Below are 26,193 nucleotides of genomic sequence, written 5' to 3' on the forward strand. Positions count from 1 at the left end.
AGAGGAGGCGCCCCATGGGCACCGCCATCGACGTCCGCGGAGTCACGCGGCGCTATCGGAGCACGACGGCACTGGATCAGGTGTCCGTCAGCTTCGAGAAGGACATGATCCACGGGCTGCTGGGCCGCAACGGGGCCGGCAAGACCTCGCTGATGTCCGTCATCACCGCGCAGGACTGGCCCAGCGAGGGCGAGATCCGCGTGCTCGGCCACCGGCCGCAGGAGAACGAGCAGGTGCTGCCGAACATCTGCTTCGTCCGGGAGGAGCAGCAGTACTTCGACGACGCCAAGGCCCACCACGCCTTTCGGGCGGCCGCGATGGCGTTCCCGAACTGGGACCAGGAGCTCTGCGACCGACTGGCTGAGGAATTTCGGGTGCCGGAGAAGACCCGGATCAAGAAGATGTCCCGCGGGCAGCGTTCCGCCGTGGGGGTCATCATCGGGATCGCCAGCAGGGCGGAGGTCACGTTCTTCGACGAGCCCTACATGGGGCTCGACGCCGTGGCGCGCCAGCTCTTCTATGACCGCCTGCTCGAGGACTACGCTCAGCATCCCCGCACGATCGTGCTGTCCTCGCATCTGATCGACGAGATCGCCCATCTCATCGAGAACGTGGTGCTCATCGACCGCGGCCGCATCATCCTCGACGAGCCCGTCGAGCAGCTTCGGGACCGGGCGGTGACGCTGGTGGGGCGCGCCGACGCCGTCGCGGAGATCGCCGCCGGACGAGAGGTCCTCCACGAGGAGGCGATGGGCCGCATGGCCCGGGCCACCGTCCTGGGAGCGCTCGATGACGGAGAGCGTCGCCGGGTGGAGGAGCTGGACATCGACATCGTGCCGGTGTCCCTGCAGCAGCTGGTGGTTCGACTGACGGCCCGCGAGCAGAAGGAGGGGGCCCGATGAGGTCGACGATGCAGCAGACCACCGAACCAGAGACCATGGACGGAGCGAAGGAGCGCAGCATGGCCCCGACGACGACGACGGCGCAGCAGGCCGGTCGACGCGACGCTGACGCGCGCGAGCATCAGAAGTCCGGGCACTCCAGCTACGCCCGAATCCTCCCGGCCTTCCGGCTGCAGTTCGTGGTGCCGCAGCTGATCTGGGTGCCGGCCATCGTGCTGGCGGCTTCCTGGGGCCTGGCCGTGGGTATCGGACTGTGGATCTCCGCACTGGTGGACGACCGGGTGCCGGTCGAGGAGCCCATCTATACCGGCGCCGCGCAGGCCGTGCTGTGGTGCCTGGTGTTCATGGCGGCCTATTCGGGCACTCATACGTTCCCGTTCGCCCTGGCGCTGAGCTACAGCCGCCGCGTGTACCTGATCGGGGCGCTCCTGGCGTTCCTCGCCGTCTCCCTGGGCTATGGGGTCGCCGCAGCCGGCGGGGCCGCCCTGGAGGAGGCCACGGACGGGTTCGGCGCCCATGTCTACGTGTTCGCGCTGCCGTATCTGCTGACGGACGGGTTCATCGCCCTGGGGGCGATGGCGACCACGGCGAGCATGCTCGTGATGCTGGCCGGCTTCGGCGCGGCGATGCTCTATAAGCGGTTCTCCGTGACCGTGACATGGACGGTCATCATCGGTCTCGTGGCGGTGCTGGCCGTCGCGGCGATGCTGCTCTGGCAAGCCGACGCCTGGCCGACCGTGTGGCAGTGGATGACCGAGCAGACTCCCTGGCGCATCGCCGGATGGCTGGTGACGCCGGTGGTGGCGCTGGCCTTGGTGGACTATTGGCTGATCCGTCGCGCCACGCCCTGAGGCCGACGGCGGTGTGCCGTGTGGAGTGGGGCAGCGCGGCGCCGCTGAAGCCCTGCGAGCAAGAGAGAACCCCGAGCTGACCAGCGTGAGGGGGGACGCATATGAGCGGTCAGCTCGGGGTTCTCGAATCACTCGCACCTTGATGAGGTGATTCCTACTCTAGGAAGCCACCTTGATGGTTCCCCCGATAATCCCTGGGAGTTTCCTGGGAGTAGGTGACCGGTGGGTGAACTTCGCTGGCACAGGCTGCGTCACAGTGCATCGCACCAGGTCAGGGGCGTGAAGCTGGGACGCTGTCGGGCGCGGTGATCTCCCGCACACCAGGGACTCAGCCCTCTGCGGCTTCCGGGCGAGGAGTGCCGGGGTGAAGCATGATGTGGCCGCCCTCGATGGTCACCAAGTGGGTCCGGACCGGGGTCATCGCCGGAGGGGTCTCGGGGGTACCGGTGCGCAGGCAGAATGCGGAGGCGTGCATGGGGCACTCCAGCGTGCAGTCCTCCACGAATCCGTCGGAGAGTGAGACCGACTCGTGGCTGCACTCGTCGTCCAGGGCATAGAAGCCTCCGTCCTCGGCGTGCACCACCGCGATGTCTGCCTCATATCCTGAATCTTCGGCGTCGACACGCATGACCTCGCCCTCCTCCAGGGAGTCCATAGGACCCAGGTCGAGAGGGGTGCGGACGACGTCGGCGTCGGGGGACTGGGGCATCAGGGGGCCTTTCCACGGGATCGGGGGCGCCGGCGGGCAGCCGGCGGGCTGGGGTGTCGTGCGGGGATGTGTGAGGTGTTGTGCGGGGCCATTGTCTCAGGGTGGGGCATCGGTGATCGCCATGCGGGCCGGTGCGCAGCGAGCCGACGGAGGAGGAGGGGCCGTCAGTGGCCGCGCAGGCGCTCCAGCTGGCGGCGCTCACGTTTGGTGGGACGCCCGGTGCCCCGTTCGCGGACGGGCAGTCCGACGTCGCGGGGCCGGATCCGCTCCTCCGAGTGGTCTCGGTAGGCCTTCTGGGCCACGGGGGCACCCACGCGCTTGGCGGGGGTGTGCACGACCTCCAGGACCAGCTCGTGTCCGGGGCGGCGCACTCGCACCACCGTGCCGGGTGTGACCTTCACGGAGGCCTTCACCGGGTCGCCGTCGATCTTCACGTGTCCGGCGCGGCAGGCGGTGGTGGCCGCCGAGCGCGTCTTGAAGATCCGCACCGACCACAGCCAGGCGTCCACACGGACCGGTGCTGTCGGGGCATTGTCAGCCATAGGACCAGTCTACGGGGTGGCCCTGGGGTGCAGCTGGCCCTGCGGCAGGGCAGGTGGTGCGTGGCCTGGTGTGTTCGCCCGGGAGCAGACAGACGCAGACCCCGTGTCAGAAGCGCAGAGGGGGGGACGCTGCTGCCTGACACGGGGTCTGCTGAATCACTCGCACCTTGAAGAGGTGCCCCCACACTAAGGAGCGACCTTGAAAGGTCAATGGACACTTCCTGGGAGTCTCCTGGGATTTTCTGTCCGGGGGCCTGTGCTGGGTGGGCGGGTGGGCTCAGGGGCGCCGTCGGGAACCTGCCGGCGGGGCGTGTCAGGGTCGTCCACGGTGTGTCACGTTCTGATTACGATGTCGCTTCAGTCCCCGGTCAGGCTCCCGTCGAGCAGGGCCGGAGTGGAATAGTAGGGAGCCGAGGGCAGTGCGGCGACTTCGACGATTGTCCTGCGGTAGTGGCATTCGACTCCCGCACTGCCCTCCATCCTCGCTCCCGGCGCATCCCTCCCGGTGCCGGGAACAGCGTCGAGCCGGATCGCCACTCCGCAGACCGGCCGCTCGGAACGGCGGCGTGCCTCACCGAGCTGACCTCGGAGGACTGCGGTTTCGGGGCCTCGCTCACCCCCGGAAGAAACCTCACAGGCGCGCCGCCAGGGTTGAACCTGAGGTCGAAGCTTGCACAAGAACTCCTTGCTCTCGCCTGTTCGGCTGAGGTTACAGTGGTGCCGACCTGGCGCAGGACCGGTCCCGGACGCTTCCCATCGTGAACGGACCGAACCCGCATTGACGGCCAGGTCGCCTGCCAGCCTGACGGACGACTGTGACCAGCATCCCCGCACGGCGCTGAGAGGCCCGCTCGGGTCCGGTGCTCCCATCACCGGACAAGACCCGAGATCGGCTGACCACGCTGTGTGCGCATCGTCTTGAGGGGACCGTTCCCTGTGAACGTCTAGTGAGGAATCCGCTGTGCCGAAGAAGATCTCGACGGCCGTCGCCGGCTCGCTCGCCGTCGGCCTGACCCTGCCGCTGCAGACAGGCGTCGCCCATGCCGCGACGTCGCCCGCCCCGCCGACCGTGCCGGGGGCCCCCGGTCATGGCTCGCTGGCCTCGACCATGAGCCTGGCCGAGCTGCTCGACGGTGTCGACGTCTCCGCCGACGCTGCGACCCCGGCCCCTGTGACGACGGCTGCCGTGCCGGCGTCGAACGCCCCGACAACTGACGACGGCGAGGTCGCCTCGGCGCCAGAGCCGGGCCTCCACCAGCCGACGACCTTCCTCAACGCCCGCACGGGTCCCTCCATGGATGCCGAGGTGGCCTTCGTGCTCGAGCCCGATGAGCTCGTGCAGGTCACCGGCGAGGAGCAGGGCTGGGCCGCGATCGACCACGACGGTGAGACGCTCTACGTGGGGCCGAGCTACCTGAAGCCGGCCACGGCCGAGGCCACGACTTGGCTGAACCTGCGTGGCGGGCCCGGCATGAGCCACGAGGTCCTCCGCGTGCTGGACCCCGGCTTCCCGATGCAGGTCCTCTCCGGACCCGAGGACGGCTGGTACGAGCTCACCGTGGCGGGCCAGACCGGCTGGGCCTACGGCGAGTACCTCTTCTTCGGGGCCGGCTCCGCCCAGAGCGTGGGTGGCGCCGACGCCGAGGCGCCTGCCGAGGCCCCCGCATCCGAGGAGGCGACAGAGTCTGGTGAGGATGCCGAGACGTCCTCCCACAGCCTGGACGACTACCTGCCCGGGACCCGCGGGCTGGTGGAACAGCTGGCCGCCCAGGAAGGACTGAGCCCGGAGGCTTTCTTCCAGCAGCTCCTGGCCGACCCTGATGTCCTCGACGACGACGGCGTGCTGGACCACGCGGCGCTGCAGGCCCGTCTGCCCGAGGCCGAGCCGGCCGGCGAACCCGACCCTGGTCCGGCGGAGGAGCCCGCCCCGGAGCAGGTGGACGTCGCCGACAAGCCGGCAGAGAAGCCTGAAGCCGAGCCCGACGCCGAGCCGGCCGCCGAGGATGAGGCTGAGGCCCCGGACGCTGACGAGGAAGGCTCGCAGGGTTCCCTGGATGACTATCTTCCCGGCACGCGAGGCCTGGTGGAGCAGCTCGCACAGCTGGAGGACACTGAGGCTCAGCGGCTCTTCGATGAGCTGATGGCCGATGATGCGTTCCTGGATGAGGATGGTCTGCTGGACCATGACGCGATCCAGCAGCGTGTGGATGAGCTGACCCCGGAGCCGGAGCCGGAGCCGGAGTCGGAGGCCGAGGATGAGGCTGACGCTGACGACGAGGCTGACGAGGCTGACGAGGCTGAGGCTGACGATGACGAGGCCGATGATGAGGCCGATGACGAGGCCGAAGAGAGCGCGCCGGCTCACAGTCTGGATCAGTATCTGCCGGGGACTCGCGACCTGGTGGAGCAGCTGGCTCAGCTGGAGGAGACCGAGGCTCAGCGGCTCTTCGATGAGCTGATGGCCGATGATGCGTTCCTGGATGACGATGGTCTGCTGGACCACGAGGCGATCCAGCAGCGTGTCGATGAGCTGACGCCGGAGCCGGAGCCGGAGCCGGAGCCTGAGCCTGAGCCGGAGGCTGAGGATGAGCCGGACGTCGCGGACGAGGGTGACGCCGACGACGAGGCCGATGACGAGGCCGATGACGAGGCCGAAGAGAGCGCACCGGCTCACAGTCTGGATCAGTATCTGCCGGGGACTCGCGATCTGGTGGAGCAGCTGGCTCAGCTGGAGGAGACCGAGGCTCAGCGGCTCTTCGATGAGCTGATGGCCGATGATACGTTCCTGGATGAGGATGGTCTGCTGGACCACGAGGCGATCCAGCAGCGTGTCGATGAGCTGACGCCCGAGCCCGAGCCCGAGCCCGAGCCCGAGCCGGAGCCTGAACCCGAGCCTGAGCCTGAGCCGGAGGTCGACGAGCCTGAGTCTGTGGTGGCCGGCCACACGCTGGACGACTACCAGCCTGGAACCCGCGGTCTCGTGGAGCAGTTGGCGGAACTTGAGGGGGAGGACCTGCAGAGTCTCTTCCAGACGTTGATCGGGGACGACTCCTTCACCGACTCATCCGGTGTGCTCGACCACGCCGCCCTGCAGGCTCGCGTCGACGAGCTGACGCCGGAGCCCGAGCCTGAGCCTGAGCCTGAGCCTGAGCCTGAGCCTGAGCCTGAGCCTGAGCCGGAACCGGAGCCCGAGCCGGAGCCCGAGCCGGAGCCGCAGCCCGAGCCGCAGCCCGAGCCGGAGCCGCAGCCTTCGGGGTCGCCCTCCTACAACTCCGTCTGGGACCGCCTGGCCATGTGCGAGGCCACAGGCGATTGGAGCATCAACACCGGCAACGGCTACTTCGGCGGCATCCAGTTCTCGCAGCAGTCCTGGGAATGGGTCGGCGGCAGCGGTGCCCCGCATGAGGCCTCCAAGTACGAGCAGATCGCTCGAGGCTATGAGCTCTGGAAGATCCAGGGCTGGGACGCCTGGCCCGGCTGCAAGGCCAAACTGGGGCTCTCCGGCGACCCGGGCGGCGTCGAGAACTACGAGATGGGCAGCAACGCCCGCACCGCCTCCAGCTCCGCGAACATCTGGAACGCCAGCTTCAGCGTCCCGCTGCGCGAGGAGGCCGACTCCTCCAGCGAGAAGCTGGCCCAGATCCCGCGCGGCGCCGACGTCGAACAGCTCGGCACCGACGGGGACTGGATCCACGTGCGGTTCACCGACGACGGTGAGGCGCTCACCGGCTGGGTGAACACCGGCTACCTCTCTCACGCCTGAGAGTGCTGGCGGTGTACGCTGGGACCGCTGAGTTCTCAGCGACATCGTCTGCCCTCTGTGGCACCCCATGCGACGGCTGCGGCGCCCTGTGCGCCGCAGCTGGAGTGTGAATCCTGTGCGTCGCTGACCACAGTCCTGCATGACGGCGTACGGCGCCGGCACAGCTCTTCAGTTCGCGGGAAGAGCCGTGCCGGCGTCGTCGTCGTGTCAGGCCCTGCTCCTGCATCCAGTGGCCGAGAACCCCGGCATCTGTCCGCTGGCACGTCGGTCAGGGGCCCGAGGTGTCGTCATGCGTGACCACTGGATGCCTGCTGCGGTCGTAGACTGCAGGCGATCCGTCGGAAAGGGGCCGCATGTCGCAGGAGATACGACCGCTGGAGGCGCTGGCCGACCAGCTTGAGCAGGTCTCGGCCGGCTACGCGGCGAGATTCGGGCTGCATCGAGACGGGGACTGGTTCATGCTCAAGCTCCAGGAGGAGTTGGGAGAGCTGACCTCCAGCTACGTCGCGCTCACCGGCCGTGCTCGACCTCGTGAACGCGACGACGCCGCCGATCGCCAGGCCTTCGAAGAGGAACTGGCTGATGTGCTCGCTCATGTCCTGTTGCTGGCCCGACATGCAGGGATCGACGCCGACCGCGCAGTGGACGACAAGTGGCTGCGGTGGTTGGGCGACTCTGCCGACGTCTGACGTGCCACCCCACCCATCCAGTGGTCACGAATCCCCGCATCTGCCCGATGACACGCCGGTCAGGAGCCCGAGATGTCGTCATTCGTGGCCACTCGATGCAGTGAGTACCTGTCCTCACCGGCGGGGCAGCAGCGCCTCACGCCAGTGCTTCTCATGCGCACGCACATAGGAGGTCACCGCGGACCAATGCGCGCCGTGGCCCGTGAGGTACATGCTTCCCCACGGCTCGCGGCCACTTGCGTGGGACTCGCACAGCAGCCGGTGCATGGCCGCCGTGCGGTCGCCCATGGCTTCGGGGAGGGCGGATCGCAGCGTGCAGTCCGCGCCGTATCCGTCGACGAACGCGGCGAGTCGGGCAGCCGCCGCCTCCGGATCCTCCGCAGGGTCGTTCGCGGTGAAGGCCTGTGCGGAGTAGGCCAGGTCCCAGAGCCGACTGCTCGGTCCTGCGCCGTCCCAGTCGATGAACACGAAGCGCTCGCCGATGACCAGGTTCCAGGGGGCGAGGTCGTTGTGACAGATCAGCTCGTGCTCCCGGGCTGGGATGACGTTCTCCCAGGGCGCACCCTCGGCAGGACGGTGCTGTGCGGCGACGTCGTGGATGCGCCGCACCAACGCGCCCACTCTGTGCAGCTCGTCAGAGGTGAGTCGACGAGCCTCGACCGTGGGACCAGGGATGAACTCCAGGATCTGGCGGCCTCTGCTGTCCCGGCCCAGCACCCGGGGCACGTCGACGCCATGGTTCCCCAGATGGGTCAAGAAGGCGTGGACGCTCGCCGTCGCAGAGCGCCACGGTTTGCGGACCGTGCCACCGATCTGGACGACGCCGTCGCTGACATTGCCGCCGGTCAGCGGCTGCTCAAGATCCACAGCACCAGGCTAGTGCGTCGCCCCGACCATCCAGTGGTCACGAATCACGGGATCTGCCCGATGACACGCCGGTCAGGAGCCCGAGATGCCGGGATTCGTGGCCACTCGATGCGGAGGTGTCAGCGGAAGCGGACCTCCACGGCCTCGCCGTGGGCGGGAAGACCCTCAGCTGCGGCCAGCGCGGTGACGTGGCCTGCCACCTGGTCCAGGCCGTCCCTGCCGTAGTGGATGACCTGCTGGGAGCGCAGGAAGCTGGTCACGTTGAGCCCCGAGCTGTAGGCCGAGGCGCCGCCGGTGGGCAGCACGTGGTTGGAGCCTGCGCAGTAGTCGCCCAGCGACACCGGAGTGTAGGCGCCCAGGAACACCGCGCCGGCGTTGTGGATCCGGTCGGCCAGAGTGGCGTCGTCGCCGGTCATGATCTCGAGGTGCTCGGCTCCGTAGGCGTTGGCGACGTCGACCGCCACGTCCAGGGAGTCGACCACCAGCACCGCCGACTGCGAACCGGTCAGAGACTGCTTCACCCGGTCAGCGTGCGGGGTGCGTGCGGCCTGCTCCTCGACGGCGGTCATCACCCGTTCCGCGAAAGGCATCGAGTCGGTGACCAGCACCGCGGCGGCGAGCTCGTCATGTTCTGCCTGGGAGATCAGGTCCGCGGCCACCAGAGAGGGATCGGCGGACTCATCGGCGAGCACCATGATCTCGGTGGGCCCGGCCTCGGCGTCGATGCCCACCACGCCCTGCACGGCCCGCTTGGCGGTGGCGACGAAGATGTTCCCCGGCCCGGTGATCAGCTTCACCGGCGGGCACACCAGGTGCCCGGCGGCGTCGCGGGCGCCGTAGGCGAACATTCCCACCGCCTGAGCGCCGCCGACGGCGTAGACCTCCTCGATGCCCAGCAGCTGGGCGGCGGCCAGGATGGTCGGGTGGGGGTAGCCGCCGAAGTCCTTCTGCGGCGGCGAGGCGATCGCCAGGGAGCGGACCCCGGCCACCTGGGCGGGCACCACGTTCATCACCACTGATGACGGGTACACCGCCTGGCCGCCCGGCACATACAGGCCCACCCGCTCGATCGGGACCCACCGGTTGGTGATCCGGGCATCCGGCCCGGGGGAGACCATGGAGGCGGCCGGCAGCTGGGCGGAGTGCACCTCGCGCGCGCGGGTGATCAGCGTCTCCAGGGCGGCACGGACGGTGCCGTCCAGGTGGTCGAGAGACTCCTCAAGCTTCCACTGCGGCACCCGCAGCGCCGGCGGGCGGACGCCGTCGAACCGTTCGGAGAGCTCGGTGAGGGCCTCCACGCCTCCGTGCCTGACCTTCTCAAGGATCGGCGCCACGGTCTCGACGGTGGCCGAGATGTCCTGCTCGGCGCGGGGCAGCACGGTGCTGACGTCCGCGGCGCTGCCACGGAGATCCTTGAGGGTGAGCATGTTCCTCCTTGGGACCGGTCGGATTCACCGCCCATTCTCCCCCGGGGAGGCGCGGGACGCAGAATCTCATGACGCCGCCGTCGGGCGAAGCGACCGGGCGGCATGCAGGCTGTCACATCGGCTCACGTCCGGTTGCGCTCCAGGTGTCGGTGACACCATGCTGGATGATCGCGGTCCGGCAGTCGCCGACCGCCCACCATCCGACGCCCCGAGGAGTGCCGTGACTGCGGAAGAGACGCTCGAGCCGACACCGGACGAGGATCTGAACACCATCGTCGAGGACAACGTCCCGGACGGGGTCCAGTCGCTGATGGCCGATGCCGGACCCATCCTGGGGATCTTCATCGGTGTCGCCGTCACCCTGGTGGTGGCCCTGGCGATCACCGTGGCCTCCTCGGTGGTGATGAAGCAGATCTTCCGCCGCACGCCGGAGGCCACGCGGGCCATCAACCGCACCCGGCTGCCGCTGTTCCTCACGCTGACGGTCTTCGGCACCCGGGTGGCGGTGCGGATCGCGGCCACGGAGGAGTCCTGGCAGCCGGCGGTGTCGTTCGTGCTGTTCATCCTCATCGTGGCAGGCATCGCCTGGTGGGCCATGCGTGTGGTGCGCATCGTCGAGGCACTGGTCCTGGCCCGTTACGCCGGTGACGGTGAGATGGAGGACCGCCGGGGGCGTCGCCTGCGCACGCAGGTCTCACTGATCCGCCGCATCCTCACCGCGGTGATCATCACCCTCGCGGTGACTGCCGTGCTGCTGATGATCCCGGAGGTCCGGGCGCTCGGAGCCGGGCTGCTGGCCTCGGCAGGTGTGGTCTCCGTGGTGGCCGGCCTGGCGATGCAGTCCACGCTGAGCAACGTCTTCGCCGGAATCCAGCTGGCCTTCACCGACTCGATCCGCGTCGGTGACGTCATCGTCATGGAGGACACCTTCGCCACCGTTGAAGACATCACGTTGTCGGTGGTGGTGCTGAAGGTCTGGGACGAGCGCCGGGTCATCTACCCCTCCAGCTACTTCGTAGCCACCCCGTTCGAGAACTGGACTCGGGTGGGCACTGAGCTGTTCGGCACCGTGGAGCTCGACGTCGACTGGCGCGTGCCGATGGACCAGCTGCGTGCCCGGCTGAAGCGCCTGCTGGAGTCCACCGACCTGTGGGACGGCAAGGACTACTCGGTGCAGGTCACCGAGGCCACCGGCGGCATGGTCAAGGCCCGTGTGGTGGTCTCGGCCCGCAACTCCGGCGAGCTGTGGGATCTGCGCTGCCTGGTGCGGGAGGACCTGGTCAACTACCTGCGCGCCGAGCATCCCTACTCGGTGCCCACCCAGCGCATGCTGCTCTCCCACGAGGAGGCCCTCGACGGTGCGCCCCACCATGTGCGCACGGGCCAGTTCAACCAGGTGGGGGACGACGACGGCGCCCGCCGCGGCGACACCCGCGAACAGCCCGTGGTGCCCGGCACCCCCGAGCGGCGCCCCGAGGATCACGCCGGCGCCTGGCGGCTCAGCCCGGAGGAGCAGGAGCTCCTGCGCCGGTACGGCTCCGCCGGCCACCAGGCTGAGGAGACGGCACAGGAGACGACCCGGGAGACGACCGGGGCGACGTCCGGAAGGGCGGATGCCTCGCACGCCGCGGAGTCGGAGCATACGGAGGAGACCCCGCTGACGCAGGCCGGCGAGGGTGCCTCCGTGTTCACCGGCTCCATCACCGCCGTCGAACGCAACCGCGAATTCTCCGGCCCCGGTGAGGAGGCGTACCGGGAGCGCCGGGAGCGTCAGGAGGACGGCGCCCTGGAGGAGGACGGCACGGAGCCGCGCGAGAAGCACAGAGCCCGGCCCGACGACGGCGACTGAGCCGCCGCGGACGGCCGTCCGGCTGCGGCGAGGCCTCGGGTGTCGCCCCAGGTCACGTGGTGGTGTCGACATGGCATCAAGCCGATGACAGCGGGCGCTGGGCGGTTCCCGCGCGTCGCGACATCCCGGTACGGTGGCCGGACCTGTGCCCCCGACCTGGAGCTGAGTGATCACGATGGTTCCCCGAGGACCGGACGCGCGCCGCACGCCATGGCACGACCGCCCCGCCGCTCTGCTGGGAGCGGGCCTGGTGGCGCTGAGCCTCGCAGCCTGCGGCCCCGGCGACGAGACTCCGGATGAGGACCCCGACTCCGTGGTGGAGGAGGAGACGGACCCGGACGAAGCCCCGACAGATGACGACGCCGATCCTGACGATCCCGATCCTGATGACACCGCTGACGACGTGCCCGAGCCGGAGGAGGTCGAGGCGCCTGACGCAGCCGAGGGCCCTGATGCAGAGGCCCCTGAGGCGGAGTACCGCGAGCACCGGGAGGGGCTCAGCGACGACCGCTTCGACACCGAGCCGCGGGAGAGCGCCGGATTCCCGGACGCCCTGGTCCCGCCGCCGGAGGATGAGGACCTGCTGCTCGGTGAGGTCAGACTGGGCGCGCATGACGGCTACGACCGTGTGGTCTTCGACCACGCCGGCACCGGCTTCCCGGGGTGGCGGACCGAGTATGTGGACGAGCCCACCCAGCCGGGCAGCGGGCACCTCATCGAGATGGACGGGGACGCCTACCTGGCGGTCCACGTCACCGGGCTGTGGCCCGGCAACGCGGGAGAAGACCAGGGCCACCTGGTGATGGAGACCGACTGGGCGCACCTGGACACGCTCGTGGAGGGCACCGCGACGACGATCGTCTTCGAAGGCGCCGCCAGCTACTACATCTCCCTGGACCAGGTGCGCGACTACGACGTGTTCGCCATCGAAGACGGCTCACGCCTGGTCATCGACATCCTGCACTGACAACGGCGCCGGACCAGCGTCGGACCAGCGCCGGCCCAGGTCACTTCTTCAGCGGATTCCGTCCGTTGAGCTGCATGCTTCCCGACGGCGCCGGCGTCTGCCCGTCGGAGCCCTGCCCGCTGGAGCCCTGCCCGCTGGAGCTCCGCCCGCCGGCCTCGGGCAGCGGAGTCCTCGGCACCTCGGAGGTCGGAGTCTCCGAGTCGGCCACCTCCACGGCACCGTCGGACGCTTCGGCGCTCTCCTCGCCGCGACCGCGGCTGTCCTGGGCCTTGGCGGCCTTGTAGGCGTCCACGGTCCGGATGGCTTCGGTGGTCGGCTCGGCGGTGCCGTCGTGGTCGCGCCGCGGGCCGCGCTCCAGCTGGGCGATCGCCTCACCTTCGGTGGGCGCACCCACCCGCCGCTCCATGGCCCAGCGGACCATCGAGTCCGGGACGAACTTCAACGAGGCGGTGAGCATCTGGTAGCTGCGCGACGGCACGCAGGTGGAGGCGCCTTGGGCGTTGGCTGCCAGCGCCTCCCGGACGACGTCGTCGGCGTCGAGCCACATCCACCGTTTGGCGCCCTTGACCTTGATTCCGGAGCGTTCGTGGAACTCGGTGCGCACCAGGCCCGGGCACAGAGCGGTCACGGTGACCCCGCGGCCGCGCATCTGCTGATGCACGGCCTTGCTGAAGTTGATGACCCACGCCTTGGCCGCCGAGTAGGTGCCGGTGGGGGTGAAGCCTGCCACCGAGGCCACGTTGATGATGCGGCCTCCGCGACGTCGGACCATGGCCCGTGCGGCGGTGTGGGTGAGCTCCATCGTGGTCTGCACGTGCAGGCGCAGCAGGTCCCGCTCCTCGTCGAGGTCGGACTCGAGGAAATCTGTGGGGAGGCCGTGCCCGGCGTTGTTCACCAGCAGGTGCACCGGGTTCCGCGCGTCCGCCAGGCGCTCCTGGACGGCGCCGACGCCGTCGTCGGTGACCAGGTCGGCCACCAGGACGGTGGCGCGCACCCCGTACTGGGAGGCCATCGATTCGGCCTGGGCTCGCAGGCGGTCGGCGTCGCGGGCCACGAGCACGAGGTCATAGCCCTGGGCGGCGAGCTGGCGGGCGAAGGCCGCACCCAGCCCGGCGGTGGAGCCGGTGATCAGAGCGGTGTGGGAACTCATGTCAGTATCCTAGATCGACAGGCTCCATGGGTCGGACCCACACGTTCAGCCGGTGTTCAGCTCCACCGGCCGGGAGCCTGTGATGGCCGTCAGCGGCGGCCAGGCCGCTGACGACCCGGACAACATGACACGAGATCGGGACATTGTTACCGCAGCACCGTGCTGCGAAGGAGGGGTTCACCGTGCGCTGGCGACAGAGGACCGAGTGGGGGCCGAGGTCGCTCGGAGACGACGAATGGGCCGTGCTCGAGGCGCAGATCGACGCCGACGACCTCGAGGCCGTGGAATACGCCGTCGAAGAGCTCACCGGATTCATGGACGCGTTCCGGGAAGACGTGGACGGCCATCCCATGGTGGGGGTCACCGACGGGCAGCTCAGCGTCACTCAGGAGTACACCGAGAACCGCCGGGGGCGACGGGTGCTGCAGGTGACCTTCTACGCCTCGGGCCCCGTGGGGGTGGCCCAGCCGCACGCGTTCGACCGGCTCGGCTCCGCGGCCGGCTCGTTGGTGGACCATCTGCAGGCGGATGGCATCGTCGTCTCCGAGATCCGCTGGTCCGAGCACCCCTATCGGAAGCGCGCATTCTGAGCCCCCGTGCCCCCGTGCCCCCGTGCCTCTGAGCCTCTGAGCCTCTGAGCCTCTGAGCCTCTGAGCCTCTGAGCCTCTGAGCCTCTGAGCCTCTGAGCCTCTGAGCCTCTGCCGCTCAGGCGCCGTCGTAGGAGGGCGCGGTCGGGCGGCCCTTCTCCACGATCTGCGCCAGCATCGGGCACACCAGCACGGTGATCGCCCCGCCGGTGACCATCACCGAGGCCACAGTGGGGTCGATCAGCTCGGAGGGGACGGCGATCTGTGTGACGGCCACGATGATCGGCAGGCCCGTGGAGGCGTAGAGCCCCAGCGCGAGGCGCTCGCGGACGGTGCCCAGTCCGGAGTGCGTCTCGGTGAGCTGTTCGCGCAGGAACACCGGCAGCCCGCGCACCACGAGGATGGCCACCACGAAGCCCAACAGCATGGGCCACTGGGCGACCACCGACCCCAGGTCGATCCCCATGCCGCTGGTCACGAAGAACACCGGGATCAGGAAGCTGAACCCGATGACCTCCACCTTGTGCACCAGCGTGTGCCCGTGCTCGGGAGCCATGCCGGAGAGCACGGCGCTCAGCAGCATCCCGGCGGCGAAGGCACCGAGGGCGACGTCGAGTTCCAGCACGGCGGTCAGCAGCATCAGCGTCAGCAGGATCAGCACGGTGAAGCGCAGCGTGGTCTGCATCGTGGTGTTCGCCCCGACCGCCATGGCCCGCCCCAGCAGCGGAATGCGGGTGAACAGCCGGTGCGGCACCAGCACCACGACGACGGCGGCCGCCGCGAACCCGACCAGCACCAGCGCCGCCCCGAGCGTGCCCCGGGTGGAGAGCAACAACGACATGGCCACGATGGGTCCCAGCTCGCCCAGCGCCCCGTGCAGCATGGTCGCCCCGCCCAGGGGTGAGCCGGCGGCGCCCGAGTCCTTGAGGATCGGCAGCAGGGTGCCCAGCGCGGTGGAGGTGGAGGCGATGGCGAACACGATCGCCACATGCGTCTGCCCCTGGGTGACCAGCAGGCCTGCCCCGATGCCCAAGGCCAGGCAGATCACCCAGGTCAGGGCGGCGGCGCGCCCCTGCCGTCCGCGCATCTGGCCGGTGTTGATCTCCAGTCCCGCCAGCAGGAACAGGAACCCCATGCCCAGTTCGCGGAGGAAGCCCACCGCCTCGGTCTGCTCCGCCAGCTGCAGCCCGAAGGGACCGATGAGCATCCCGAGCAGCAGCAGCAGCCAGACGACATCGGGGATCTTGCGGCGCGTGGCCAGCGCCAACAGCGGGGCGAGGAACGCGGCCGCGACGATCCACCAGGTGGAGAGCAGATTCTCCACGAGCATGTGTTCACCCATGCAGCAGAGCCTACGCGCGGATGCGTCCGTGGGCCTGCGTCGGCGCCGCGGAGGTCAGATCTCGCCGAGCCTGCGCAGGTGGTCCAGCTGGGCGGCGGCGATCCGTGTGGTGACCCGCTGCGGGACCGGGCTGTCCTCGCCGTACAGCATCCGGCCCAGCTGCTCCGGGTCCTCGGGCGCAGCGGGTGAGGAGGCCGTCGTCGTGCCCTGCCGGGCCTCCGCGATGAGCGCCCGGACCTGATCCAGCCGTTCGTGGCGGTGCGCCAGGTACCGGCGGGCGGTCTTCGCCAGCGACGGTTGGGCGGGGCCGTGGGCGGGCAGCATGAGCGCGTCACCGTAGCCGATCAGACACTCCAGGCTGGCCAGGTAGTCGGTGAGCGTGCCGTCCGGGTGGTCGAGCATAGTGGTGCCGCGGCCCAGCAGCGTGTCACCGGTGAGCATCATCGCGGCCGGTCCGGCGGGCCCCGGGCCGAGACGTTCGTCCCCGGACTCGGCGACGAGCTGCGCCTGCGGCAGGAACAGGCTCACGGAGTCTGAGGTGTGGCCGGGGGTGTGCACCAGCTCCACCGCCGCCCCGCCCAGGTCGATCCGCTCGCGGTCGCTCAGCGGGTGCGGGAAGAGGCCGTCGGCGCCGGGGAGGCATTGCTCGGGGTCGAATCCGCGGACCGGGGCGCCGGTCCGTTCCGCCAGGGCCGGTGCGGCTCCGGTGTGGTCCCGGTGGCGGTGGGTCACCAGGATCTGGGTCACCGTTCGCCCCGCGACGGCGGTCAGGATCGCCTCGACGTGCTCCGGGTGGTCCGCCGGCCCCGGGTCGATGACGGCGAGGGCGTCCCGGCCGGCGAGCACATAGCTGGTGGTGCCGTCCAGGGTCATGGGAGACGGGTTCTCACAGAGGAGCCGCTGCACGGACAGCGGCGCAGCGGCAGGTCGGGACGTCGTCGTCGAGGTCATGGCACCACTGTAGGACGGAGGGGAGGTGGGACGCGTGGCGACGCTGTTCCACCGGATGGGGTGACGTCGTAGGCTGGCCCCATGGCACCCGCACAGGAGCGCACCACGGAGAGCGCTGACACCGTTGACCCGCAGCCCACCGCCGGCACGGAGCATTCCACCGCCGGAGCGTATGTGACCGGTGAGGAGTTCACTCGGGACACGAACTACATCGAAGACCGCGTGGTCGCTGACGTCGACGCCGTCCGGGCCGCTGCCCGGGAGGAGAGCTCGACCATCGGGGACCCGCGGATCGCCGGGCTCACCGAGGGGGCCGAGGCCTGGCCGGTGGAAGCCGGTCGGTACCGGCTGGTGGCGGCGCGGGCCTGCCCGTGGGCGCACCGGTCCATCATCGTGCGCCGGCTGCTGGGGCTGGAGGACGTCATCTCCCTGGCCACGCCGGGGCCGGTGCATGACGTCCGCTCCTGGACCTTCGACCTCACCGAGGACGGCCGCGACCCCGTCCTGGGTACCGAACGGCTGCAGGAGAACTACTTCGCTCGGTTCCCCGACTACCCGCGGGGCATCACTGTGCCCGCCCTGGTGGACATCCCGTCCGGCGGCGTGGTCACCAATAACTACCCGCAGCTGACGTTCGACCTCTCCACCCAGTGGCGGGCCCACCACCGCGAGGGTGCGCCGGACCTGATCCCTGACCACCTGGTGGAGGACATGCTGCCGGTGATCAAGCGGATCTTCACCGAGGTCAACAATGGGGTCTACCGGTGTGGATTCGCCGGCTCCCAACGTGCCTACTCGGAGGCCTACGAGCGGCTCTTCACCGCCCTGGACTGGTTGGAGGAGCGGCTGGCCGACCGCCGGTACCTCATGGGTGACCACATCACCGAGGCCGACGTGCGGCTGTTCACCACGCTGGTGCGCTTCGACCCCGTCTACCACGGGCACTTCAAGTGCAACCGCACCAAGCTCACCGAGATGCCGAATCTGTGGGCCTACGCGCGGGACCTGTTCCAGACGCCCGGCTTCGGCGACACGGTCGACTTCGACCAGATCAAGCGCCACTACTACGTGGTGCACGAGGACGTGAACCCCACGCAGATCGTCCCGGAGGGACCGGAGCTGGGGAGCTGGCTCTCCGCCCACGGGCGGGAGCGGCTGGGAGGGTCTCCCTTCGCCGAGGGTGCGACGGCGCCCGGCCCGCTGGCCGCCGAGGAGGTCCCGCCCGGGGCGAATCCGCTGCACGGCTGAGCCGGCGGTGCCGCACTCATCGAGTGGGGGATTCTTCGCGGTGCGCGTCCGGATCCGGCCCTCTGGTCACGAGAATTTCCCCGACGGATGCGCGGCTCGGCGCCGGCGGCGCTCGCCTCAGCGGTAGGTGCGGATCACTTGGGAGTCGTCCTGGCCGATCAGCCCGGCCTCGGCGGCCTCGGCGTACTTCGCCTGGGCGGCACGCAGCAGCGGGGCGTCGAGATCGTGGGCGGCGGCGATCTCCGCCACCAGCCCGGAGTCCTTGACGAAGATCCCCACCGCGCTGCGCACCTCCGGATCACCCCCGGCGAGGCTTTCGAGCATCCGGGGGCCACGGTCGGCGAGCATCCAGGACGCCGCCGCCCCGGAGGAGACCGCGTCGAGGACTGCCTCCGGCTCCAGGCCGAGCGTCTCCGCGAGGGCCAGGGCTTCGGCGGCGGCGACGATGTGCACCGAGCACAGCAGCTGGTTCACGGCCTTGAACGCCTGCCCGCGTCCGACTCGCTCGCCGCAGTCGACCACGGTGCCCATGGTGTCCAGCAGATCACGGTTTGCGGCGACGTCGTCGGGTGCGCCGGAGGCGAAGAGCCGCAGCGCGCCCTTCTGGGCCCCGGCCACACCGCCGGTCACCGGCACGTCCAGCAGCCGGATCCGGCGCGCGGCAGCGGGAGCCTCGAGGGCTCGTACCGCCTCCGGGCCCACCGTGCTCATCACGAGCAGGCTGGCCCCCGGGCGCATGCGCGCCAGCAGGCTGGGTGACGCCTCGTCGTCGCCCAGAACGGCCGCTTCCAGCTGCTCCGGGGTGGCCACCATGACGACGACGGCGTCGGCGTCCTGCGCGGAGTCGGGAGCCTCCTCCGTGGCCAGGCCGAGCTCAGCGGCCAGTGTGCGGCGGGCGGGGGAGGGGTCCACTCCGGTCACCTGATGGCCGGCGCGAGCGATCTGTTCGGCCATGGGCAGGCCGATCGCGCCGACACCGACGAAGGTGACGCGCAGGGCGGGCTGGGGAGAGGTGGTGGGTGTGGCGCTCATGGGTCGCTCCTGACAGATGGTGGGCGTGATCCGCTTCACAGGACGGCGCCTATGATGTTAGCGTATGTGAACCTAGCGTGCGAGGTTCACAGATCGCAACATCCGGTGTCCGCCGTCGCGGCGCCACAGGGCCCACCAGAGAGCAGAGTTCACCAGAGAGGGGCGCAGGATGCCGCTTCGACTCGGCGTCATCGCCGATGACTTCACCGGCGCGACCGACATCGCCGGTTTCCTCGTGGCCGCTGGGCTGCGCACCGTTCAGCTGAATGGGCCTCTGCAGCTCAACGAACCTCTGCAGCACAACAGTCCCGTCGAGCCCGACGGGTCGCCCCGGGCCCAGACCCCGCAGGACGCGCACGGCTCGGCGGCGGATCTCGCCGCCGCTCTCGGGCTGCCGGCCGACGTCGATGCGGTGGTCATCAGTCTGAAGTCGCGGTCCATCCCGGCGTCCGAGGCCGTCGCGCAGAGCCTGGACGCGTGCCGTCTGCTGGAGGCTCTGGGAGCAGAGCGGATCCAGTTCAAGTACTGTTCCACCTTCGACTCCACCGCGGAGGGCAACATCGGTCCGGTCACGGACGCGCTGCTCGATCACCTGGGGGAGGACCTCACCGTGGTGGTGCCGGCCCTGCCCGTCAACGGACGCACCGTCTACCAGGGGAATCTCTTCGTCCACCACCAGCCGCTGCACGAGTCCGGCATGCGTGACCACCCCGTGACGCCGATGCGGGACTCTGACCTCCTGCGGCTGATGGAGGCGCAGAGCGCCGGGCGTGCGGTGAAGGTGCCGCATGCCGTCGTCGCCCGCGGCCCCGAGGCGGTCCGTGAGGCGCTGCAGGAGGCCCGGGTCGACGGGGCCCGGTACGCGGTGATCGACACGATCGACATGGACCAGCTGGACATCATCGGGGCGGCCGTCCAGGATCTCCGATTCGTGACCGGCGGGTCCGGGATCGGCTCAGGCCTGGCCCGCAGCCTCACTGGCGCGGCGTCCGGAGTGCCTGGTGCCGGCTCCGGTGGCACGGAGGCCTGGGGCTTCACCTCCGGAGCCGCCGTGGTGCTCTCCGGGTCCTGCTCGGAGATGACCAACCGGCAGGTCGAGGCATACCGCGCGCAGGCGCCGAGTCGAGGCGTCGACGTCGACCAGGTCATCGCCCGCGGCGCGGAGTACGCCGCGGAGACCGCCGCCTGGGTGCAGCAGACCCAGCACGACGCCGAGACCGCCCCGCTGGTCTACGCCACCGCCCCTCCGGAGGAGGTCCGCGCCTGGCAGGACCGCCACGGAGCCGCCCGGGTCTCCGCCGCCGTCGAAGAGTTCTTCGGCCGTGTCGCCGCCGCCGCGCGCGAGGCCGGCACCACCCGGTTCATCGCCGCCGGTGGGGAGACCTCGGGGGCCGTCACCCAGGCGCTGGGCGTGGACGGCTTCGAGGTCGGCCCGCAGATCGCCCCGGGTGTGCCCTGGACACGGACGCTCGCGGACGGCCCGGACCGTCTCGACCTCGCGCTGAAATCCGGAAACTTCGGGGACGAGGACTTCTTCGCCGCAGCTCAGCGGATGGTTCCCGCGACCGCCGCTGACCCCACCCCTGACACTGCCTCCGGGAGATGACATGACCCGCTTCGCCGCCAATCTGAGCATGCTGTTCACCGAGCTGCCCTTCCTGGACCGTTTCCAGGCGGCCGCCGACGCCGGCTTCACCGGCGTGGAGTACCTGTTCCCCTACGACCACGACGCCGCCGTCGTCGCCGAGGCCCGCCGCGCCGCCGGAGTGGAGCAGGTGCTGTTCAACATGCCCCCGGGCGACTGGTCCGTCGAAGAGCGCGGCCTGGCGACCCTGCCGGGACGGGAGGAGGAGTTCCGCGCCGGCGTGGAGACAGCCCTGCAGTACGCGCACGTCCTCGGCTGCCGTCGGCTGCACGTCATGGCCGGGGTTCCCGGAACGGATGCGGGGTCTGCACAGCAGATCCGTGAGCTGTACGTGAGCCGTGTGCGGTACGCCGCGGAGCAGGCCGCCGCCCACGGGGTCACCGTGCTCGTCGAGCCCATCAACACCCGTGACATGCCCGGCTATCACCTGGATTCGGTGGAGCTGGCCCGGGAGATGATCGCCGAGATCGACCACCCCGCGGTGGCCCTGCAGCTGGACCTCTACCACGCGCAGATCATCCAGGGTGACCTGTCCGAGCTCATCCGGGCCACGGCGGACATCACCGCGCACGTGCAGATCGCCTCGGTGCCGGACCGCCACGAGCCCGACGGAGGGGAGCTGGACCTGCAGCACCTGCTGGGCGTGCTGGACGAGGTCGGCTACACCGGGTGGATCGGAGCCGAGTACCGGCCCGCCGGAGAGACCACAGCCGGGCTCGGCTGGCTCCACCGGTTCCAGGGGGAGGCCCGATGATTCCCGACGAACGCCGCCGTCGCCTCCTGCACCTGGTCGAGGAGGAGGGCTCGGCCAGCATCGCTGCGCTGACCCAGACGCTCGGGGTCTCCCATATGACGGTCCGCCGGGACATCCGGCGCCTGGAGGAGGCCGGGCGGCTCGTCTCCGTGGACGGCGGGGTCGCCCTGCCCTCGCGCATCGCCCTGGACGCGACCCACCAGACCAAGCTCGGACTCCGGCCCGCGGAGAAGGAGGCCATCGCGGCGCGAGCCGCCGCCTTGGTCGGCGCGGGCGACGTCGTCTACCTCGATGCCGGGACCACTATGCTCGCCCTGGCGCGCCGACTGGTCCGGATGGCCGCCGACGGCGCCGACGGTCCGGGCGACATCATCACCAACGACCTGGCCGTGGCCGCCGCCGCGGGGGAGCACCCGCAGGCCCGGGTCCATGTGCTGGGCGGCCAGCTCGACAGCGCCAACCTCTCCACGCAGGGCCCTGTGACGGCCGCGGAGATCGACGGCTACAACATCGACATCGCCTTCGTCTCCGCCTCCTCCTTCGACCTGCGGGGACTCTCGGTCCCCTCGGATGCGAAGACCGTGGTCAAGCGCGCGCTGGTGGAGAACGCCGCCCACAGCTACCTGGTCACCGACAGCAGCAAATACGGCCGGGTCGCCGCCTTCAAGGCCGTGCCCCTCGGCGCCTTCGACGGCCTCGTCTCCGACCCCGAGCTGCCCGAGGCCGCCCGGGAGCGTGCCCGCGATCTCGGCGTGGACCTGCTGCTGACCGACCCGCCCCACTGACCGACCCGCCCCCACTGATCGACCCGCCTTTGAAAGGACCACCCATGAAAGCCCTCGTCACCGGAGGGGCCGGCTTCCTCGGAAGCCGTGTCATCACCGCCCTGCTGGAAGCTCACGATGCCGGCCACCTCGCCGTCGAGGTGGACGAGGTCGTCTCCCTGGACCTCGCCGAATGCCCCCTCGACGATCCGCGAGTGCGCTCCGTGGTGGGCGACGTCGGGGATCCCAAGGCCCTGGCCCAGCTGGTCGACGCCGAGACCTCGGTGATCTACCACCTGGCTGCAGTGCTCTCCGGCGGCTCGGAGGACGACGTCGACCTCGCCCTGGAGGTCAACGTCGACGCCACCCGGAACCTGCTGGAGGCCGCCCGCGCTGTCGGCACCGCCCCGCGGTTCGTGTTCACCAGCTCCATCGCCGTCTTCGGCGGGGAGATGCCCGACGTCGTCCCCGAGACTCAGGGGGTGCAGCCCGAGTCCACCTACGGGGCCACCAAGGGGATCGGGGAGCTGCTGGTCAACGAGTACTCCCGCCGCGGCTTCGTGGATGCCCGCATCTGCCGTCTGCCCACCATCTCGGTGCGACCCGGTCGGCCGAACACCGCCGTCTCCTCCTTCGCCAGCGGCATCATCCGCGAGCCGCTCCAGGGTGAGGAGGCGGTGTGCCCGGTGCCGCGGGACACCCGGCTGTGGCTGTCCTCCCCGGACACGGTGGTGGCGAACCTGGTGCACGCCGCCCGGCTGAATCCCGAGCACCTGCCTGCCTGGCGGGTGCTGAACCTGCCCGGGGTGACCGTCACGGTCGCCGAGATGCTGGACGCCCTCGAAGCGGTCGGCGGTGCTGAGGCCCTGGCCCGGGTCTCCCATGAGCACGACGAGCGGATCAGCCGCATCGTGAGCTCCTGGCCCGGAGCCTTCGACGTGGACCGGGTCCTGGCGCTGGGCTTCCGCCCCGACGCCAGCTTCGAGGACGCCGTGCGGCAGTATCACGCCGAGTTCGTCGACTAGATCGAGGCAGCCGAGTCCATCGGCTGAGAACAGGACTCCGTCCCGGTCCCGGGACGGTCGTGTGTCAAGGAGGACACCATGACAGAAGAAGCTGCAGGTCTCACGGAGATCACCGCCGTCGTCGGCCTCGCCGCCGCCGTCGCGCTGCTGATCTTCCTGGTGCTGCGGACCAAGGTGCACGCGGTGCTGGCCCTGGTCATCGCGGCCTCGATCGCCGGGCTGGCCGCGGGGATGGCCCCGGCCGCCGTCGTGGACGCGATCACCACCGGATTCGGTGCGACCCTGTCGACCATCGGTCTGGTGATCGGACTGGGCGTGATGATGGGCCGGGTGCTGGAGGCCTCCGGCGCGGCCGAGAAGCTCGCCGTGACGCTGATCCGCTGGCTGGGGCGCAAGCGAGAGGAATGGGCGCTCGCCGGGGCCGGGTTCATCATCTCGATCCCGATCTTCGTGGACAGCGCCTTCGTGATCCTCTCGCCGCTGGTGAAGTCGTTGAGCCGCACCTCGGGGCGCTCGCTGCTGACCCTGGGCATCGCGCTCGCCGGCGGGCTCACCGTCACCCACCATGCGGTGCCGCCCACGCCGGGGCCGTTGGGCGCGGCCGGGATCTTCGGGGTCGGCGTCGGGGAGATGATCCTCTGGGGCGTGGTCCTGACCATCCCGGCGCTGCTGTGCGTGGTGCTCTACGCCAAAGTGATGGGCCCGCGCATCGAGGCGATGATCGAGGCTGACACCGGGGAGAAGCTCTCCCCGCAGGAGGCCTTCGCCGAGTTCGAGGAGCGGGCGGAGGAGCGGGAGCGCGAGCTGCCGTCGCTGGCGATCTCGGTGATGCCGATCTTCGCGCCGATCGTCCTGATCTTCCTCAACACATTCTCCACCAATCTCACCGAGGCCGAGGTCATCTCGCTGCCGGACTGGTTCGTGCAGACCGCCGCCTTCCTCGGGAACCCGGTGATCGCGCTGCTGATCGGTGTGCTGATCGCCATCTACGGTCTGACCCGCGGGCAGGACCGCCAGGGTACGATCGCGGACCTGGAGAAGGGCGTGGAGTCGGCCGGCATCATCCTGCTGGTCACCGGTGCCGGTGGTGCCCTGGGTGCGGTGCTGCGCGAGTCCGGCACGGGTGACGCGATCGGACAGTGGGCGGCCGGACTGGCCCTGCCGGCGGTGCTGATCCCGTTCGTCATCGCCACGCTGGTGCGCGCCATCCAGGGATCCGGGACCGTCGCGATCATCACCGCCGCCTCCATTTCGGCACCGATCATGGCCCCGATGGAGGTGAACATGGTGCTCGCCGCCCAGGCCGCCTGCCTGGGTTCCATGTTCTTCGGGTACTTCAACGACAGCCTGTTCTGGGTCGTCAACCGTATGCTCGGAGTCAAGAACGCCAAGCACCAGATGCTCACCTGGTCGGTCCCGACGACGATCGCCTGGGGCGTCAGCCTGGTCACCCTGCTGGCGGTGAGCGTCGTCGCATGAGAACCGGGTGGGGTCGAGATGTGCCGGATCGAGCGGGAAGGACCACTGCGTGAGTGACTCTGAGCTGCGTCGGCAGCTGGTGGAGATCGGGGCGAGCCTGTTCGACAGGGGGTTCTCCGTGGGCAGTGCGGGAAACCTGAGCGTGCGCACCGCCGATGGGTTCCTCATGACGCCCACCAACTCGTCCTTGGGGCGGCTGAGCGTGGATGAGCTGGCGGAGCTGGACCACCGGTGGCGGCATGTGGGAGGTCCACGGCCCTCCAAGGAGGTGGTCATGCACCGGGCGGTCTATGAGACTCGTCCCGAGGCGCAGGCCGTGGTGCACCTGCACTCCACCTACGTCACCGCAGTCAGCTGCCTGGCGGAAGACGGCCCGACGATCCCTGCGCTGACGCCGTACTTCGTGATGCGGGTCGGCCGGGAGGTGCCCACGGTGCCGTACTACCGTCCCGGATCCGCTGAGGTGGACGCCGAGCTGCGAGCCGCGGCGGCGCAGGGTCCCGCCGTGATCCTGGCCAACCACGGTTCCATCGTGGCGGGAGAGACGCTGGAGTCGGCCTCGAACGCGGCGGAGGAGCTGGAGGTCTCCGCCCAGCTGGCGTTCCTGCTGAGGGATCGGCAGGTGCGGCCGCTGACCGAGGACCAGATCCAGGAGCTGCTGGACTGAGCTCGGCCGCGGCTCATCGATCGGGGGATTCCTCGTGGTCCCAGGGCCGGACCAGCCCTGGGACCACGAGGAATCCCCCGATGGATGCTGCAGAGCCTGGTGCGCGATAGTGTGATGGGTGGTGTCCCAACGTCTTCCGAGGAGCTCGTGCATGTCAGCGTCAGATGAACTCGACGGCCCGTTCGAGAAGCGGTTCGTAGCCCTGGGCGACTCGTTCACCGAGGGTGTCGGGGACATCGACCCCTCCAGCCCCAACGACTGCCGGGGATGGGCCGACCGGGTCGCCGCCCAGCTGATCGCGAATGACCCCTCCTGGGGATACGCCAACCTGGCGATCCGGGGCAAGAAGCTCACGCAGGTCATCGACGAGCAGCTCGAGACCGCGCTGGCGATGGAGCCGACCCTGGTGACCCTCTACGCCGGCGGCAACGACATCCTGCGGCCTGCGGTCAACATCGACGGACTCATGGCGCGGTACCGCCACGCGGTGAAGAAGCTCGTCGACACCGGCGCCCGGGTGGTGCTGTTCACCGGCTTCGACTCGGCCAAGGCGCCGCTGTTCAACATGACGCGCGGGCGCACGGCCATCTACAACGAGCACGTCCGCAAGATCGCCGACGACCTCGGCACCGACCTGGTGGACTTCTGGCACATGAAGCAGTTCCAGGACTGGCGCTACTGGGACGTGGACCGCATGCACCTGGGCATCGCCGGGCACACGGAGATGGCCAAGCAGGTCCTGGAGGTCCTCGGCGAGACCGATGAGATCGAGGACCCCGAGATCGACGAGCTGCCGCCCCAGACGCTGGTGGAGCGGACCGTGGACCACGTCAGCTGGGGCCGGGAGCACCTGCTCCCGTGGGTGAAGCGTCGGGTGACCGGCCGCTCCTCCGGCGATGACATGTCCCCGAAGTACCCGGAGCTGACGTCCCGCGTGTGGTGACCCCCTGCCGAGGACTCCGGGCATCGTGTCCGGGTCTCCT

Annotated in this window: 23 protein-coding genes; 15 read left to right on the plus strand and 8 right to left on the minus strand. The window is 69.9% G+C overall.

Annotated elements, in window-relative coordinates; genetic code table 11:
- Positions 1-14 precede the first annotated feature (14 nt).
- Together ABD658_RS11150 and ABD658_RS11155 are read left to right on the plus strand one after the other, a co-directional pair.
- Entirely contained in the window at positions 15-902 is an 888-nt protein-coding gene (locus tag ABD658_RS11150) for an ATP-binding cassette domain-containing protein (RefSeq protein ID WP_344681475.1), read from the plus strand.
- Entirely contained in the window at positions 899-1,753 is an 855-nt protein-coding gene (locus ABD658_RS11155) for a hypothetical protein (RefSeq protein WP_070158605.1), read from the plus strand. The genes ABD658_RS11150 and ABD658_RS11155 overlap by 4 nt, the downstream gene beginning before the upstream one ends.
- Positions 1,754-2,081: 328 nt before the next feature.
- Here the strand turns inward: ABD658_RS11155 and ABD658_RS11160 are convergent, their stop codons facing one another.
- Together ABD658_RS11160 and ABD658_RS11165 are read right to left on the minus strand one after the other, a co-directional pair.
- Positions 2,082-2,462 (minus strand): bifunctional 3-phenylpropionate/cinnamic acid dioxygenase ferredoxin subunit, encoded by a 381-nt coding sequence (locus ABD658_RS11160; protein ID WP_083277238.1) that lies wholly within the window; start codon positions 2,460-2,462, stop codon positions 2,082-2,084.
- 164 nt (positions 2,463-2,626) lie between these two features.
- Positions 2,627-3,004 (minus strand): RNA-binding S4 domain-containing protein, encoded by a 378-nt coding sequence (locus ABD658_RS11165; RefSeq protein WP_070158606.1) that lies wholly within the window; start codon positions 3,002-3,004, stop codon positions 2,627-2,629.
- Positions 3,005-3,965: 961 nt separating this feature from the next.
- Between ABD658_RS11165 and ABD658_RS11170 the strand changes: the two genes are divergently transcribed.
- Together ABD658_RS11170 and ABD658_RS11175 are read left to right on the plus strand one after the other, a co-directional pair.
- Positions 3,966-6,767 (plus strand): SH3 domain-containing protein, encoded by a 2,802-nt coding sequence (locus ABD658_RS11170; protein WP_344681471.1) that lies wholly within the window; start codon positions 3,966-3,968, stop codon positions 6,765-6,767.
- A 353-nt stretch (positions 6,768-7,120) separates the two neighbouring features.
- A complete protein-coding gene (locus tag ABD658_RS11175; RefSeq protein ID WP_344681469.1) occupies positions 7,121-7,456 on the plus strand; it encodes a MazG nucleotide pyrophosphohydrolase domain-containing protein in 336 nt (111 codons plus the stop codon).
- Positions 7,457-7,570: 114 nt separating this feature from the next.
- On the opposite strand, the gene ABD658_RS11180 is transcribed toward ABD658_RS11175, so the two are convergent.
- The gene (locus ABD658_RS11180) at positions 7,571-8,323 is read right to left on the minus strand and encodes a phosphotransferase (RefSeq protein ID WP_344681467.1); all 753 of its coding nucleotides are present in this window, start codon (positions 8,321-8,323) and stop codon (positions 7,571-7,573) included.
- Positions 8,324-8,442: 119 nt separating this feature from the next.
- Positions 8,443-9,750 (minus strand): histidinol dehydrogenase, encoded by a 1,308-nt coding sequence (hisD, locus tag ABD658_RS11185; RefSeq protein ID WP_344681465.1) that lies wholly within the window; start codon positions 9,748-9,750, stop codon positions 8,443-8,445.
- A 220-nt stretch (positions 9,751-9,970) separates the two neighbouring features.
- Between hisD and ABD658_RS11190 the strand changes: the two genes are divergently transcribed.
- Positions 9,971-11,599 (plus strand): mechanosensitive ion channel family protein, encoded by a 1,629-nt coding sequence (locus ABD658_RS11190; RefSeq protein ID WP_344681463.1) that lies wholly within the window; start codon positions 9,971-9,973, stop codon positions 11,597-11,599.
- A gap of 175 nt (positions 11,600-11,774) precedes the next feature.
- Positions 11,775-12,566, plus strand: a complete 792-nt coding sequence (locus ABD658_RS11195; protein ID WP_344681461.1) for an AMIN-like domain-containing (lipo)protein — start codon at positions 11,775-11,777, stop codon at positions 12,564-12,566.
- A 40-nt stretch (positions 12,567-12,606) separates the two neighbouring features.
- On the opposite strand, the gene ABD658_RS11200 is transcribed toward ABD658_RS11195, so the two are convergent.
- Positions 12,607-13,716, minus strand: a complete 1,110-nt coding sequence (locus ABD658_RS11200; RefSeq protein WP_344681459.1) for an SDR family NAD(P)-dependent oxidoreductase — start codon at positions 13,714-13,716, stop codon at positions 12,607-12,609.
- A 182-nt stretch (positions 13,717-13,898) separates the two neighbouring features.
- Between ABD658_RS11200 and ABD658_RS11205 the strand changes: the two genes are divergently transcribed.
- Entirely contained in the window at positions 13,899-14,306 is a 408-nt protein-coding gene (locus ABD658_RS11205) for a hypothetical protein (RefSeq protein ID WP_070159200.1), read from the plus strand.
- A 115-nt stretch (positions 14,307-14,421) separates the two neighbouring features.
- Here the strand turns inward: ABD658_RS11205 and ABD658_RS11210 are convergent, their stop codons facing one another.
- Together ABD658_RS11210 and ABD658_RS11215 are read right to left on the minus strand one after the other, a co-directional pair.
- The gene (locus tag ABD658_RS11210; RefSeq protein WP_344681456.1) at positions 14,422-15,645 is read right to left on the minus strand and encodes a cation:proton antiporter; all 1,224 of its coding nucleotides are present in this window, start codon (positions 15,643-15,645) and stop codon (positions 14,422-14,424) included.
- Between the two features lie 54 nt (positions 15,646-15,699).
- The gene (locus ABD658_RS11215) at positions 15,700-16,596 is read right to left on the minus strand and encodes an MBL fold metallo-hydrolase (RefSeq protein ID WP_344681454.1); all 897 of its coding nucleotides are present in this window, start codon (positions 16,594-16,596) and stop codon (positions 15,700-15,702) included.
- 81 nt (positions 16,597-16,677) lie between these two features.
- Here ABD658_RS11215 and ABD658_RS11220 point away from each other — a divergent pair, with 81 nt between their 5' ends.
- Complete coding sequence (locus ABD658_RS11220) at positions 16,678-17,844, plus strand: glutathione S-transferase family protein (RefSeq protein WP_344681452.1); 1,167 nt, start codon at positions 16,678-16,680, stop codon at positions 17,842-17,844.
- A 117-nt stretch (positions 17,845-17,961) separates the two neighbouring features.
- Here the strand turns inward: ABD658_RS11220 and ABD658_RS11225 are convergent, their stop codons facing one another.
- On the minus strand, positions 17,962-18,876 hold the full coding sequence (locus ABD658_RS11225) for an NAD(P)-dependent oxidoreductase (protein WP_344681450.1): 915 nt from the start codon (positions 18,874-18,876) through the stop codon (positions 17,962-17,964).
- Positions 18,877-19,045: 169 nt separating this feature from the next.
- Between ABD658_RS11225 and otnK the strand changes: the two genes are divergently transcribed.
- The 7 genes from otnK to ABD658_RS11260 all read left to right on the plus strand — a co-directional run bounded on the left by otnK (position 19,046) and on the right by ABD658_RS11260 (position 26,153).
- Positions 19,046-20,482 (plus strand): 3-oxo-tetronate kinase, encoded by a 1,437-nt coding sequence (otnK, locus tag ABD658_RS11230; RefSeq protein WP_344681448.1) that lies wholly within the window; start codon positions 19,046-19,048, stop codon positions 20,480-20,482.
- 1 nt (position 20,483) lies between these two features.
- The gene (gene otnI / locus ABD658_RS11235) at positions 20,484-21,275 is read left to right on the plus strand and encodes a 2-oxo-tetronate isomerase (RefSeq protein ID WP_344681446.1); all 792 of its coding nucleotides are present in this window, start codon (positions 20,484-20,486) and stop codon (positions 21,273-21,275) included.
- Positions 21,272-22,060, plus strand: coding sequence for a DeoR/GlpR family DNA-binding transcription regulator (locus tag ABD658_RS11240; protein ID WP_344681444.1), 789 nt, complete (start codon positions 21,272-21,274; stop codon positions 22,058-22,060). The genes otnI and ABD658_RS11240 overlap by 4 nt, the downstream gene beginning before the upstream one ends.
- Before the next feature lie 44 nt (positions 22,061-22,104).
- The gene (gene denD, locus ABD658_RS11245) at positions 22,105-23,064 is read left to right on the plus strand and encodes a D-erythronate dehydrogenase (RefSeq protein ID WP_344681442.1); all 960 of its coding nucleotides are present in this window, start codon (positions 22,105-22,107) and stop codon (positions 23,062-23,064) included.
- 78 nt (positions 23,065-23,142) lie between these two features.
- A complete protein-coding gene (locus ABD658_RS11250) occupies positions 23,143-24,543 on the plus strand; it encodes a GntP family permease (protein WP_344681440.1) in 1,401 nt (466 codons plus the stop codon).
- A gap of 49 nt (positions 24,544-24,592) precedes the next feature.
- The gene (gene otnC / locus ABD658_RS11255) at positions 24,593-25,210 is read left to right on the plus strand and encodes a 3-oxo-tetronate 4-phosphate decarboxylase (protein ID WP_344681438.1); all 618 of its coding nucleotides are present in this window, start codon (positions 24,593-24,595) and stop codon (positions 25,208-25,210) included.
- 151 nt (positions 25,211-25,361) lie between these two features.
- Positions 25,362-26,153 carry an SGNH/GDSL hydrolase family protein gene (locus ABD658_RS11260; RefSeq protein WP_344681436.1) on the plus strand — a complete coding sequence of 264 codons (792 nt, stop codon included), beginning with the start codon at positions 25,362-25,364 and terminating at the stop codon, positions 26,151-26,153.
- Positions 26,154-26,193 lie beyond the last annotated feature (40 nt).

This window comes from Nesterenkonia aethiopica (genome assembly GCF_039534665.1).
Classification (GTDB): domain Bacteria; phylum Actinomycetota; class Actinomycetes; order Actinomycetales; family Micrococcaceae; genus Nesterenkonia; species Nesterenkonia aethiopica.

What these genes read in the sequence shown, in the direction of transcription:
- ABD658_RS11220 (WP_344681452.1), top strand. Translation starts at nt 16,678, where the DNA reads ATGGCACCCGCACAGGAGCGCACCACGGAGAGCGCTGACACCGTTGAC.
- ABD658_RS11150 (WP_344681475.1), top strand. Translation starts at nt 15, where the DNA reads ATGGGCACCGCCATCGACGTCCGCGGAGTCACGCGGCGCTATCGGAGC.
- ABD658_RS11175 (WP_344681469.1), top strand. Translation starts at nt 7,121, where the DNA reads ATGTCGCAGGAGATACGACCGCTGGAGGCGCTGGCCGACCAGCTTGAG.
- ABD658_RS11200 (WP_344681459.1), bottom strand. Translation starts at nt 13,716, where the DNA reads ATGAGTTCCCACACCGCTCTGATCACCGGCTCCACCGCCGGGCTGGGT.
- ABD658_RS11160 (WP_083277238.1), bottom strand. Translation starts at nt 2,462, where the DNA reads ATGCCCCAGTCCCCCGACGCCGACGTCGTCCGCACCCCTCTCGACCTG.
- denD (WP_344681442.1), top strand. Translation starts at nt 22,105, where the DNA reads ATGAAAGCCCTCGTCACCGGAGGGGCCGGCTTCCTCGGAAGCCGTGTC.
- otnK (WP_344681448.1), top strand. Translation starts at nt 19,046, where the DNA reads ATGCCGCTTCGACTCGGCGTCATCGCCGATGACTTCACCGGCGCGACC.
- ABD658_RS11195 (WP_344681461.1), top strand. Translation starts at nt 11,775, where the DNA reads ATGGTTCCCCGAGGACCGGACGCGCGCCGCACGCCATGGCACGACCGC.
- ABD658_RS11225 (WP_344681450.1), bottom strand. Translation starts at nt 18,876, where the DNA reads ATGAGCGCCACACCCACCACCTCTCCCCAGCCCGCCCTGCGCGTCACC.
- ABD658_RS11165 (WP_070158606.1), bottom strand. Translation starts at nt 3,004, where the DNA reads ATGGCTGACAATGCCCCGACAGCACCGGTCCGTGTGGACGCCTGGCTG.
- ABD658_RS11215 (WP_344681454.1), bottom strand. Translation starts at nt 16,596, where the DNA reads ATGACCTCGACGACGACGTCCCGACCTGCCGCTGCGCCGCTGTCCGTG.
- ABD658_RS11240 (WP_344681444.1), top strand. Translation starts at nt 21,272, where the DNA reads ATGATTCCCGACGAACGCCGCCGTCGCCTCCTGCACCTGGTCGAGGAG.
- ABD658_RS11210 (WP_344681456.1), bottom strand. Translation starts at nt 15,645, where the DNA reads ATGGGTGAACACATGCTCGTGGAGAATCTGCTCTCCACCTGGTGGATC.
- ABD658_RS11155 (WP_070158605.1), top strand. Translation starts at nt 899, where the DNA reads ATGAGGTCGACGATGCAGCAGACCACCGAACCAGAGACCATGGACGGA.
- otnI (WP_344681446.1), top strand. Translation starts at nt 20,484, where the DNA reads ATGACCCGCTTCGCCGCCAATCTGAGCATGCTGTTCACCGAGCTGCCC.
- ABD658_RS11250 (WP_344681440.1), top strand. Translation starts at nt 23,143, where the DNA reads ATGACAGAAGAAGCTGCAGGTCTCACGGAGATCACCGCCGTCGTCGGC.
- ABD658_RS11260 (WP_344681436.1), top strand. Translation starts at nt 25,362, where the DNA reads ATGTCAGCGTCAGATGAACTCGACGGCCCGTTCGAGAAGCGGTTCGTA.
- hisD (WP_344681465.1), bottom strand. Translation starts at nt 9,750, where the DNA reads ATGCTCACCCTCAAGGATCTCCGTGGCAGCGCCGCGGACGTCAGCACC.